The organism is Nostoc mirabile CHAB5784, from assembly GCF_020829645.1.
Lineage (GTDB): Bacteria > Cyanobacteriota > Cyanobacteriia > Cyanobacteriales > Nostocaceae > Nostoc > Nostoc mirabile.
Genome location: NZ_JAIVFS010000038.1, coordinates 15,643 through 28,934, shown reverse-complemented (window position 1 = coordinate 28,934; position 13,292 = coordinate 15,643). Strand labels below are relative to the sequence as shown.

Below are 13,292 nucleotides of genomic sequence, written 5' to 3'. Positions count from 1 at the left end.
ACTTTAATGTGCAAGTTATATCAAACCCAGATTATAAATTGTCATTGCGAGCGCAACGTAGTGGAGCGAAGCAATCGCAAGATATGGGATTGCTTCACTACGCTGTCGCTTCGTTCGCTTTTGACTTACATGTTCTTGCAAAATTGGGATGCTCCCAGTAATTTCAGAAATCAAATCGGATGGCTATAAGTAAAATTTATAGCAATTTGCCGCACCAACAGTTATTTCACCTCAGTTAACCGAACAATTCCGTATTAATACGTAATGTTATTTGTTGTCATTTAAAAATAACTATGTTTAAATGGAATCGCCTTTAAAGTACTTTTACATAAATACATTATGTGCACATCACTTTCTATTTTAGATGCGTTAGGTAGCACCTATGTAGGTAGAACAATGGAATTTGCCGGAGCCCTTCCTTGGCAACTGAGTTACTTTCCCAAAGGATTAAAGTTTACTTCAGCCATTACCAATAAAGAAAATGGAATTTCTTACCAAACAAGTCAAGGATTTATTAGCATTACTTTAACGACAGATGCCTCTGCCAATCAATCTAACTATCAAGATTTAAAGGTTGTTCAAGGTTTGAATGAAGCGGGCTTAAACTTCGGTGCAAATTCTTTTCCTTTGACTCAAGGACTAACCATAGAAGAAGATAAAATCCCAACATCCTTGGCCTTTATAGATATTGGCACTTGGGCATTGGGACAATTTAAAACCGTTGCTGAAGTTAAAGCAGCCCTGAGTCACCAACTAATCTACTGCACGCCTCTTGCCACATTACAGTCCAATACAACTCCGCTTCATTGCGTTTTTTATGATCCAACAGGGGCAAGTATCGTTGTTGAATATTTTCAAGGCAAACAGTGTATTTACGATAATCCTGTAGGGGTGATGACTAATGGTCCAGAATTTGCTTGGCATCTCACTAATTTGAATAATTACACCAATTTATCCAATATTGACTGTAATCAAACAAGTTTTGGGACTTTACAGGTAAAACAGCCCGATAGTGGCATTGCCACCAGTGTCATTCCTAGTCCTAATACGAGCGTTGGCCGCTTTATTAAGTCTGTCTACTATTCACAATTTGCCCTAAAAGCAAAAACACCAGACGAAGCAGTTTATATGCTCTCCCACATTATGAACAATTTTGATCGCCCTCTAAACATCACAGTTGATCCACAAGATCCAAACAACCCATCACCAGAAGGGAAGGGAGACTCAGAATTTACCGTATGGACAGCTTTAAGCGATTTATCTCGCCGTAAATTTTTTGTTCGCTCCTATCTAGAATTAAACTATCAACAGTTTGACTTAGATGAATTATCAAATGTGACGGACTTCAAAACAATTCCTTATATGTCGAAATATCAGGGATTAAGTAGTAGTGATTCTCAAGTTTTAGTTAATGCTTAATCGCAAAATATTTCAACGCAGAGGCAGGGGGAAGGGGGCACAAAGCTTGGGGAAATGACCCCAATCGAGAGCCGTGGAGCAGAGCGGAACATGGGTCTGAGTCCCCCACTTCTATTAAGTGGCTCTCGTTCAGGTGGGGTCGAATCCCCCTTTCTGTTCCATCCCCCCTGCTCCCTGCTCCCCTGCCTCTTTTTCAACAAAACAATCATCGATTAGGTAGCATAATGTGTACAAATTTTTCTCTTTTTCAACAAGGAACTAGTGCAAATTACACTATTTCTGCCCGAACAATGGATTTTAATGTTAATGGCAATTCCCAAGTAACTGTTACTCCTCGCGGTCAATCATTCCCCGAAATGCCACCAGTAAATAGTCCGTTAAAATGGCAAAATCAATACGGCTATGTGTCGATGCAATTCTCTTTAAAAACATATAAAAGAGCATCAGATGGGATTAACGAGAAAGGTTTGTCTGTCGGATCATTGTGGTTAGCTGATGCTCAATATCCTGCCCCAGAATCTGCCTCTGCCGAAAAACCAGCCCTCTATAATGTTGATTTTTGTGACTGGGTTTTGGGCAATTTTGACAATATTCAAGCCCTGCAAACTGCTTTACAATCCGTAACTGTTATTCCTTCTACCGAACTTCTTCCTACTTCCAATATCCTAGTTCACTATGTGGCGACTGACAGTTCGGGAGAGAGTTTGATTATTGAATACACTAATGGGACAGTGCAAACATATCAAAGTGCTAATGGTGTAATGACCAATACTCCTCCCTATCCTTGGCATCTTAATAATTTAGTCAATTATCTTCCCTTAAGTTTAGAAAATAGTCCTAATGAAATGTGGGGAGGAGAAGTTAATGGCAGCGGACTACTAGGAATGCCAGGAGATTATGTCTCTCCCAATCGCTTTATTCGCACTTGGTACTTACAACAATCTACTACTCAATATACACCTCAGAATTTAGGAGAAGCAGTGGGGTTAGCTGCTCGTATTTTACAAAATTGTGCGATGCCTATAGGGTCAACTAAAATAACCACCCAAGGCATTGCTACTGATGAAGCTTTTGAATATACGCAATATGCCGTAATCCGCGATCATAAGAATTTAGGTTATTACTTCTTTACCCAGTTCAACAATAATCTATTCTTTATTGACCTCACCAAAATTGATTTCAGCAAAGTATCAGCAGCAATTCCATCCGTTCAACCCCAATGGCAAATTGATATCACTCAATCCCTAATTCAAGTACCTTAAAACAATGCTAACTGTCATAACCCCTGTGAGTGTTCAGGTTACTGAAGGAGAGGTATTAAATGACATTTTAGGAGTTTATTCAGACTCACCGGAATCTATTCGTATTGAGCTGATTTCTGATGATTTTACCACAGACCCAAACCCCTTGACTGTCCAGGTTCTTGAACCGGATATTCCAATTTTTGTCTCAATCGCTTCCAAGGATGATTTTGTTGCTCAGGGCGATCGCAACGTCACAGTTGAGTTTAAGGTATCATCAAGCACTCAGATTTATGGGGTGGGTGTTGAAGTTACTATCAAAGACAATGATACGGCAGGAGTAATAATCACTCAAACCCTTGGTAACACGGCTGTCACCGAAGGGGGAGCCACCGATAGTTATTCTGTGGTGTTAACGTCCCAACCCACCGCTAATGTAACGGTGAACCTGAACGGGGGAGAGCAACTCAGCTTCAACACCACCACTCTGATCTTCACTCCCCAGAACTGGAATGTGGCGCAAGCAGTGACTGTAACCGCAGTCGATGATGGTCTTATAGAAGCAAATCAAACTCAAACCATTAATCATACGGTTACGAGTGCTGATGCTAGCTATGCCGGGATTAGCATTAGTTCTGTCAATGTGAATATTACCGATAATGACAAGAACTATGCTCCCAGCTTTACAGCAGGGACAAATCAAACAGCTGCGGAGGACAGTGGCGCACAAACTGTTGCTAATTGGGCAACCAACATTTCTCCAGGTTCGGCTGATGAAGCCAGCCAGACTGTGAACTTCCAAATAACTAACGATCAAAATGAGTTGTTTAGCGTTCAGCCTGCGATCGATGCTTCTGGCAACCTGACTTATACTCCTGCGGCAAATGCCAACGGTTCAGCCGTTGTGACAGCAATCCTACAAGATGATGGAGGAACAGTCAATGGAGGGGTGGATACTTCTGCCGCGCAGACCTTCACTATTACGATTAATCCCGTAAACGACACCGCTACCATCAGTGGTATCGCCACAGGTGCTATTACCAAAGACTTGAATGTTGTTAATGGCAACCTCAGTGCCACGGACAACCTCAGCGTCAACGATATAGATACCGACGAGAACAAATTCAACACTACCGTCACCTCAGCCACCGATAACCTGGGTAGCCTCTCTATCACCGAAGCCGGAGTCTGGAACTACAGCGTTGCCAACAGTGCAGTGCAATTTCTGGGTGCAGGTATTACCAAAACCGAAGTTTTCGGCGTGAAATCTGTTGACAGTACAGCTTTTCAAGATATTGCCATTATCATCAACGGTAGCAACGATGCACCCACAGATTTGTTTTTAAGCAAGTCAGATATTGATGAAGACAGTGCAGCACTCAGTACTATTGGTTTATTCTCCACCATTGACACTGATGTTAATGATAGCTTTACCTACAGTTTAGTGGATGGAGATAGCGCTGATGATAATGATGCCTTCATGATTGATGGCAATCAACTCAAAATTAAAGCTTCCCCAAACTTTGAAACCAAACAGAGTTACAAAATTCGGGTAAAAACAACTGACCCTGGTGGACTATCTTACCAAAAGGCATTGGCGATCGCTGTCAATGACCTCGACATGCCCAGCAGACTGACCACAAAGGATGATGATATCTTTAATATTACAGGTGATGATACCAAAACTACACTCCAAGTCACTCTTTTAGGACGCAACTCTAATCTAGTCAATGAATTGGGAGTATTTGTTGTTGATGATGCTACAGGCACAATTAATGGTATTGCCCCTGGTGCAGACGGTTACGCTCAAGCTGCTTTAGAACGCGCTCAAGTAATTTTCTCTGCTATTACCAATGTTCCTAATGGGTTTAATACTAGCAATTTAACACGGTTAGTGGAACTAGATTCCGGCGCTAATTTGAGATTTTATTTAGTTAAAAATAACAGTACAACAGATGCCATTCTTGCCGGAATTAACCCGATTACAGATGTATCGTTTACCAGCACCGCAACCCTAAAAGTCAGCAATTTGGGCAATGACCAGTTTCGTATAGCTTGGGAAGATGGTACTGGTAATAGCACTAATGACTTTCAAGATTTGGTAGTGAAAATTAAAAGTAGCAATCAAAGTGTACCTCTAGGTGCAAAATTGCAAGGTAACTCACAAGCAGAAATAATTGATTTAAGGGGTGTAATGACACCAGTAACAGCTAATTTTAGTGTCTACCGAGAAGCTGCTTTTAATAACTTTGTGGGATTTTATCAGATTGCTGATGAAAATGGTGGAATTGATACCAATGGTGATAGCAAAGCAGATATTTCTCCTGGACAGTCTGGTTATACTCAAGCGGCTGTACGTGGACGTGTGGCAGGTATTGATTTAACAGTTATTAACCAAAGTACGGCTACTTCTACTGGTAGTTTTGTAGCTGATGGAATCTTTGCACCATTTCTGATTGTTAATGGGAAACCTGATGCTATTTTAGATAATAATTCCAATGCTCCGGCAGTTTATTTCCCCTTTGTAGGAGCTAACTCTGACAAACACGATCACATTCGCTTGCTGGGTGATAATATCTTTGGTTTTGAAGATTTACTTAGTGGTGGCGATCGTGATTTCAACGATATCATTGTGCAATTTAATCCGATCTAGATGCAGATTCCTGGGTGATTAATTACCTATTGGGATGAAGTGCGATCGCTCCTAACAATGCTGCACCTCAAGCATTTTTATTACAACTGGAAAATGCCCGCACTATACTTTTGAGTGAATTATTAAATTGACAAACTTAACTGCGAACCTTCCTGAGTTTTATTCACCTCAATCCTGGCTTGGAAAGCTTCTTTGAGGTGGGGCATGTGGGTGACAGTGAGAATGCAGGCGAAATCGGAAGCGATCGCATTAATCGCTGCAATCAAGCGATCGCATCCTTCAGCATCTTGTGTACCAAAACCTTCATCCACAATCAGCAATTGCAACGCCGCCCCCGCCCGTTGCGCTAATAATTTCGCCAAAGCTAAACGGATGGCAAAGTTGATTCTAAAGGCTTCTCCACCAGAGTAAGTTTCATAAGCTCGTGTTCCTCTAGAATCGGCGATTAAAATATCTAGGGTGTCTATCAGCTTGGCATTTTTCTTGGTTGATTTAGCACTACGCCCAGCTTTTTGAGTAATAAATTGTACATGAAACTGATTTCCACTCAGCCGCGAAAGTAGTTGATTTGTCTCAGCTTCCAGTTGCGGTAACACATTCTCAATCATCAGTGTTTGGATACCATTTTTACCAAAAGCTTGCGCTAATTCCTGATAAACACGGTATTCCTGCTTGCAAGATTGGAGTTGCTGCTGCTGTTGTTCGTACTGAATTTGCAGCGTTTCTAATTGATGCGCCAACTGCTCTAAACGCCCTAATTTGGCAATTTGCTCATCGAGTTGCCGTCTGCGTATTGCTAACTGCTGCTCTAAAGCTTGAATTTGGGCAGATGGGTTAGCTGTGGCTTGTAGTTGCTGGATAATGCTTTCGATTTGTCCGCCAAGTTTTTGCCGCTCCGTTACTCTGGCGCTTCTGGATTCCTCTAACTCTTGCAATCTTGTCTGGAGTTGGGGATACTGCTGCTGGGCTGACAGCAGTTGTTGATACCGCAAATGCCAAGATTGAGCTTTCTTTACAGCCATGCGAAGGTTGTTGTGCTGCTCGGAACTGTAGCCAATTTCGGTAATGTGACGCTCAAGAGCCGCGATTTGTTTAGCACATTCAGAATCAGTCTGTTCTTGCTGGATTTTGGCTTGTAATTGAGCAATTTGGGATTGTAATTCTGGTTTTCGGGCTAATAGTTGCGCTTGTCGCTTAGTAGCATCTTTAATCTGCTGGAGTTTAATTTCTGCCCATCGCCACCGCTCAACTTCGCTGCGAGCAAGGGCGTGGTCTTGTTCATTATAATTAACTTTTTGCAGATATTGGTCTAGCTGCCGGAGTTCGGCTTGTTTATCGTGAGCGTAATCACCAGCTTGGAGCGATCGCTCTAAATGTTGTTTTTCAGCAGCAATTTGTTGTAACTGTTGTTGGACATCAGTTGTAGCTTCTAACTGTGCTGCCAACTGTCCCCTCTGTTCGCGTAAACCATCGTAACTCGCCAATTGTTGCGATATTTCCCGATATTCCTGCCTAAGAACCTGGATTTCTCTATCTGACACAGCCATTTGTTCCCGGACTACCCAAAACTGCCCTTGGGTATCTTCTATCTCAGTCTGGGTTTTTTCCACCACCCGACTCCAGTGATGTTCGTCTAAAGGACGCTCACATAATGGACAAAGTGCTTCAGGATTTTGGAGCATTTGCAATTTTTGCTCTAATTCTCCCAGCAGTTTTTCATAGTCCCGTTGGTGAGCTTGCAGGCGTTCGATAAAGTGCCGCCTTTCTTGCCCTTTTTCCTGCACTCGTTGCAAATAAACCCGCTTTTTCTCCAGTTCTTCAATCTGGATTGCCACATCTATCACCGCTTGTTGCAGTTGCGGTTGGCGGCGGTGCTGGCGTTGTAATTGGTTCTCAGTACTTTGGAGTTGTTCGAGTCGCGCTACTAAACCAGCATGAGTGCGATCGAGTTGGCTTTGTAAAGTTGCTCGTTGTTGCAACAAGGGAGTAACTTGCATTTGCAGTTGATCTAAACGCGCAACATGGTGACGGGCTGCGGCTAGTTGTGACAAAGCAGCTTCTACTTCACCTGATTTAGTCAAAGTTTGCTGAATTTCTCGCTCTTGTTGCTGCAAAGCTTCGATTTGGGCTTGGGCTTGTTGCAATTGCCGTTCGATTTCGTGAATTTGTTTGGTAAGTTGTTGTTGCTTTTGTTGACGAGTTTGCCCAGCGCGGGTGTATTCTTCAAATTTGGTAGCAAAGGCTTCTTCTTGAGATTGGAGACTTTGATATTGGGTGTATCCAGCTTTAATTTCAGCTTCTTGGTGTAATATTTTTTCTAAATCTGATAGCTGAGAGCCAATAGCTGATTGTTCTTGTTGGAGGCGATCGCAATCTTGGGTAAGATTTTGGTATTGCTGCTTTACAAAGCTGAGTTGTTGTTCCCAATTTTGGCGCTGGTGCTGGACAACTTGCAAACTTTGTAATTGAATATTATCAAAAGCTTGTACCTGTTGCAGTTGGTTGAGTTCAGCTTCTAACTCGACTCTTTGCGCTTCGGTTGTCTCGCGTTGTTGCAGCTGAATTTTTATCGACTCCAAAGAACGCTCTAACTCTACTGCCCTGGCTTTGAACTGACGAGAAGATTCTTTTGCCCGTTCTTCCAAATCATCGTACTGATTGAGTTTCAACAACTCCGCTAAAATTTCTTTACGTTCCGTCGGGCGTTTGAGCATGAATTCATCTGCACGACCTTGACGTAAGTAGGCAGAATTAATAAATGTATCGTAATCGAGCTTGATGTGTTCTAAAATCAAATCTTGGGTTGCTCTTACCCCTTTGCCAGTGAGTGAGCGAAATCCAGATGGTATTTCAATTTGAAATTCAAGAACGCTAGTACCTCCCCGAATTCGGGTACGAATCACCCGATATTTTTGCTGGTTGCTTTTGAAAGTAAAATCAACCCGAACTTCTTTCGCGCCAGAATAGATCACATCATCTTCAGCAGTGGCGCGGCTTTCACCCCAAATTGCCCAAGTGATTGCTTCCAAAAGTGAGGATTTACCTGCACCATTGGAACCCGAAATACAAGCCGTATGCAAACCACGAAAATCTAAAGTTGCATCACGGTAACTAAGAAAGTTTTTGAGGATAAGTTGTACTGGGATCATTCAGGCTATAGTGCCACATCTACTTTTAATAATTAACAGTACAGATGCACTGTTTGTTAGTTTAGCTATCTAGATATCAGGTTTCTAGTCTTGAAGACATCAATTTTACAAAATTTAACAATATAATCAGCAAATTTCTCTTGTTGCATGAAAAAGTTTTGCTGTCTTTGGAGAAAAATAAAACTTCTGTGGAGGTTTCTTGTTATTTCTGCTTGTTATCTGAGAGAAAAACATTTATAGAAGAGTGGCAATACTGCGTAGGTTTTGCCTAAAGAATCACTCTGGTGTAGGTTGGGGAGCCAGTGCGTTGGGCGGCTCTGCCGACTTGTTCGCTTTTAGCGTTCCCGCAGGGTAGCAACTGGCGTTTGAGGAACGAAACCCAACAAACCATACAAAATGTTGGGTAACGCACAATACGGTTCGGATAAGATCCCCCCGCCTGTGGCGACCCCCTTAAAAAGGGGGTAAACGAGGAAATTAGCCCCCCTTAAAAAGGGGGGTTGGGGGGATCTTCGCAGGGTAAACAAGCTAACCGAACCGTATTGGGGTAACGCATTGCCTCAACCCAACCTTCTATCTTAGAAATAGTAGTAGACCGCCCCCCCTTCTTCATCGGGGGGACTACAGGGGGGTTAAAACGATCTCAAATTCTCACGAATGATTTAGGACTGCTATATAAGCAACAGATACCTCGAAGTCGTGTTGAAGTACTTAAAAGTCGTGTTGAAGTACTTCAAAGTCGTGTTGAGGTACTTCAAAGTCGTGTTGAGGTACTTCAAAGTCGTGTTGAGGTACTTCAAAGTCGTGTTGAGGTACTTCAAAGTCGTGTTGAGGTACTTCAAAGTCGTTTTGAGGTACTTCAAAGTCGTTTTGAGGTACTTCAAAGTCGTTTTGAGGTACTTCAAAGTCGTTTTGAGGTACTTCAAAGTCGTTTTGAGGTACTCCAAAGTCGTTTTGAGGTACTCCAAAGTCGTTTTGAGGTACTTCAAAGTCGTTTTGAGGTACTTCAAAGTCGTTTTGAGGTACTTCAAAGTCGTGTTGAGGTACTTCAAAGTCGTGTTGAGGTACTTCAAAGTCGTGTTGGAGTACTTCAAACTTTGTCGCACCGCGATCAAGTACACAGGTGCGACGCCGAATAGCCCGCCAACTCTTGGAGACGCACTCGCGTTCGGCATCGCTTTCATAAATCTCCACAAACAAAGTGATCACTTGACTTTTAAAATAGTCGCTACAAATCTTCAAAACCTACGCAGTATTGAGATGATTGGGCTAAATTTCGCCTCAAGGTAAAAGAATCAAGGTGATAGGGGAGAAAGCGTTAATATACTTAGTAAAAATGTATGTACATTTTTGAGATAGACATCATAAACCAATGGATATAGCTCTACTCGTTAAATTTCTCGCTCCCTGTCTGCCATTTCTGTTAAATGTGGGTAATAAAGCCGTAGAAGGGGCATCTCAGAAAGTAGGTGAGGATGTTTGGAATAAAGCCAAAGCTATTTGGGCTAAGTTACATCCCAAAGTAGAGGCTAAGGAAGCAGCCAACGAAGCAGCAACGGATGTGGCGCAAAAGCCAGAAGATGAAGATTTACAAGCAAGTTTGCGGGTGCAACTCAAGAAGATTTTAGAAGCGGATACAGCACTTGCAGAGGAAATAGCTAAGATTTGGCAAACATCGACTGACAAACGCGGGGACAATATTCAGGTTAGTGCTAATGCTTACGACCAAAGTACGGTGAAGCAAGTTGGGAAGATTGACGCAAACCAAGTAAGTTTTTAATTGAGTCAATTTAGAGCCAGGGCGAATAGAATTCGCGGCTACACAAACAAAGCCCACCTCCGTGGGCTAAGAGAAAATTAAGGTTTTTTAACCCACGGAGGTGGGTTTTGCCTGTGTAGACGCGGTTTCTAACCGCCGATTTCACGTTAAGTTAACACCAATGCAGAATACTGCCTACCCTACAAATTTTGATGTTTCGAGTTCTGAACACGAACGGCCGAGTTCTGAACACCAACTTCCGAGTTCTGAACACCAACTTCCGAGTTCCAAACACTGATATCTTGCAGCATTCTCGATTAGCACCATCGCCCGCCCAGAAATAAATTTCTGGGCTGATAGCTAAAGTCCACTCAAGTGGACTAAAACCCTTGTTCAGTCTTCTTTAAAAAACTTTAGCTATTAGCCTCAGAATGAATTCTGAGGCGGTTGTTGGGACTGGTGCAAGATTTCAGGAACACCAACTGCCGAGTTCACAGCCACAATATCAAGCAAAAATTTTACTTAATGTAAGCAATGGCAGAGGAACCCAGTCCCAGTAACTCGAACAACATTGAAATGAATCTCACTGCCTACGGTGAGAGTAAGGTAACTCAAGTTGGACAGATAAATGCAGCAGAAGTCAAGATTATTGTTGACCGAATAGAACCAGTACTAGAGCGATTGCAACAAATCTCCAAAGTAGAATCGCCAGGGGTTCTCAAAGCAGGCAACCCTAACAAAAGTTTGGCTTACTGGCAGGGACGGAAAACAGAAATTGCCCAGATACAGCAATGGTTAACTGATAAAAATACTTTCCTAATTGGCATAGAAGGCATCGGTGGCACGGGTAAATCGATGCTAGCAGCTAAAATTTATGACGAAATTGAGGGTTTCCCTAAGCGATTTTGGGCTGATGTTAGTTATGGCGCAGGTTTTAGCGATTTAGCCCGCCAAGTCCTCAGTGAATTTGGCTTTCCGGTTCCAGAACAAGAAGCGCAGTTAATGCAGGCGCTGGTTAAGTGTCTGCAATCTGGGCAATATTTACTCATCATTGACAACGTGGAGAGTTTATTACAGCCAGATAGACAGTGGGGAAGTCAATTCTACGGCGACTTTTTCAACGCTTGGGTGGAATATGGCGGTAATAGTAAGGTAATAGTCACCACCAGGGAAAGACCAGAATTAAAAGGCTTTGAGTGGCTACCTCTAAAAGGTTTACAAGTCGCAGAAGGGATAACACTGTTAACTGCATTAGGCATTCGCGGAGATTTAGGGGATTTTGTCGAATTGGTAGATGGGCATCCCCTGCTGTTGAGATTGGTAGCAGATTTATTAAAAGAAGAATATCCCCAAGACCCAGATTTAAGACGATTAGCAGATTTAGGCTTAGGGAATTTGCGGCAGTTGTTGACAGATCCTCAAGTGGTAGGTATACATCGCCGGGAAAATGTGGGGATGGTGTTGGTATTGGATGCCAGTTTTGAACGGTTGAGTGAATTGCAAAAGGCTTTATTGCTCAATATCAGTGTTTATCGTGGTGCTGTTGAAAGTGCAGCAGCCGTGGCAGTGTTGCCAGGAAGTTCAAAAACAGAGATTGAGAGAGAATTGAGGAATCTGGTTAAGCGTTCTTTGTTGTCAGAAAAACTCAATGGTAAGAGGCGGTTTGAGTTTCAGCCTGTTGTGTTGGAGTATGTGCGGTATAAGGCTGGTAATCAGACAGAGGTGCATCAACGAGCCATTGATTATTATCGCTCAATTGCTAAACAACCCCCCTGGACAACAAAAGATGATGTTAAAGAATACTTGGAAATCTTTCATCACTTTTATCAGTTGCAAAATTATGACTCTGCCTTTGATGCGCTTCGGAATTGCCATGATTTTTTAACGTTGCGGGGTCATTATGCAGACCAAATAGAATTATATGGGCAGTTGGTAAGTAAATGGAAAGAAATTGGCGATAGAGAAAACTGGAATTATCGAGCTTCTCTGACTTCATTGGGTAATGCTTACGGCTCTTTGGGGCAGTACCAACAGGCGATAGAGTTCTTCCAGCAGTCTTTGGAAATAGCTAGGGAAATAGGCGATCGCAATTCTGAAGGCGCATCCTTAGGTAATTTGGGTATTGCTTACGACTCTTTGGGGCAGTACCAACAGTCGATTGAGTTCTACCAGCAGTCTTTGGATATAGCTAGGGAAATAGGCGATCGCAATACTGAAGGCAAATCCTTAGCTAATTTGGGTAATGCTTACGGCTCTTTGGGGCAGTATCAACAGGCGATAGATTTCTGCCAGCAGTCTTTGGAAATCAAAAGGGAAATAGGCGATCGCAATTCTGAAGGTAAATCCTTAATGAGTTTGGGTATTGCTTACGGTTCTCAGGGGCAGTACCAACAGGCGATAAATTTCTATCAGCAGTCTTTGGATATAGCTAGGGAAATAGGCGATCGCAATTCTGAAGGTAAATCCTTAGCTAATTTGGGTAATGCTTACAATTATCTAGGGCAGTATCAACAGGCGATAGATTTCTGCCAGCAGTCTTTGGATATATTTAGGGTGATTGGCGATCGCAATTCTGAAGGTCAATCCTTAGCTAATTTGGGTAATGCTTACAATTGTCTAGGGCAGTATCAACAGGCGATAGATTTCTGCCAGCAGTCTTTGGATATATTTAGGGTGATTGGCGATCGCAATTCTGAAGGTAAATCCTTAATGAGTTTGGGTATTGCTTACGGTTCTCAGGGGCAGTACCAACAGGCGATAAATTTCTATCAGCAGTCTTTGGAAATAGCTAGGGAAATAGGCGATCGCAATGGAGAAGGCAAATCCTTAATGAGTTTGGGTATTGCTTACGGTTCTCAGGGGCAGTACCAACAGGCGATAAATTTCTATCAGCAGTCTTTGGAAATAGCTAGGGAAATAGGCGATCGCAATGGAGAAGGCGCATCCTTAATGAGTTTGGGTATTGCTTACGGTTCTCAGGGGCAGTACCAACAGGCGATAAATTTCTATCAGCAGTCTTTGGAAATAGCTAGGGAAATAGGCGATCGCAATGGAGAAGGCGCATCCTTAGA

Annotated in this window: 7 protein-coding genes; 5 read left to right on the top strand and 2 right to left on the bottom strand. The window is 42.6% G+C overall.

The window, feature by feature from the left end; translation table 11 throughout:
* The first annotated feature begins 339 nt into the window (after positions 1 to 339).
* From LC653_RS22800 to LC653_RS22790, 3 genes are all read left to right on the top strand, one after another.
* The gene (locus tag LC653_RS22800) at positions 340 to 1,419 is read left to right on the top strand and encodes a linear amide C-N hydrolase (RefSeq protein ID WP_267923155.1); all 1,080 of its coding nucleotides are present in this window, start codon (positions 340 to 342) and stop codon (positions 1,417 to 1,419) included.
* A gap of 224 nt (positions 1,420 to 1,643) precedes the next feature.
* Positions 1,644 to 2,681 (top strand): linear amide C-N hydrolase, encoded by a 1,038-nt coding sequence (locus LC653_RS22795; protein WP_229497011.1) that lies wholly within the window; start codon positions 1,644 to 1,646, stop codon positions 2,679 to 2,681.
* A 4-nt stretch (positions 2,682 to 2,685) separates the two neighbouring features.
* Positions 2,686 to 5,313, top strand: coding sequence for a DUF4114 domain-containing protein (locus tag LC653_RS22790; RefSeq protein WP_229497010.1), 2,628 nt, complete (start codon positions 2,686 to 2,688; stop codon positions 5,311 to 5,313).
* A gap of 122 nt (positions 5,314 to 5,435) precedes the next feature.
* Here LC653_RS22790 and sbcC read toward each other — a convergent pair whose 3' ends face one another.
* Together sbcC and LC653_RS22780 are read right to left on the bottom strand one after the other, a co-directional pair.
* Positions 5,436 to 8,462, bottom strand: coding sequence for an exonuclease subunit SbcC (gene sbcC, locus LC653_RS22785; protein ID WP_229497009.1), 3,027 nt, complete (start codon positions 8,460 to 8,462; stop codon positions 5,436 to 5,438).
* 711 nt (positions 8,463 to 9,173) lie between these two features.
* Entirely contained in the window at positions 9,174 to 9,671 is a 498-nt protein-coding gene (locus LC653_RS22780; protein ID WP_229497008.1) for a hypothetical protein, read from the bottom strand.
* Positions 9,672 to 9,834: 163 nt separating this feature from the next.
* Between LC653_RS22780 and LC653_RS22775 the strand changes: the two genes are divergently transcribed.
* Both LC653_RS22775 and LC653_RS22770 read left to right on the top strand, forming a co-directional pair.
* Positions 9,835 to 10,242: a hypothetical protein gene (locus LC653_RS22775; protein WP_229497007.1), complete on the top strand. Its 408-nt coding sequence runs from the start codon at positions 9,835 to 9,837 to the stop codon at positions 10,240 to 10,242.
* 513 nt (positions 10,243 to 10,755) lie between these two features.
* Positions 10,756 to 13,292 (top strand): tetratricopeptide repeat protein (locus LC653_RS22770; protein WP_229497006.1); only part of this gene is annotated, 2,537 nt, incomplete at its 3' end.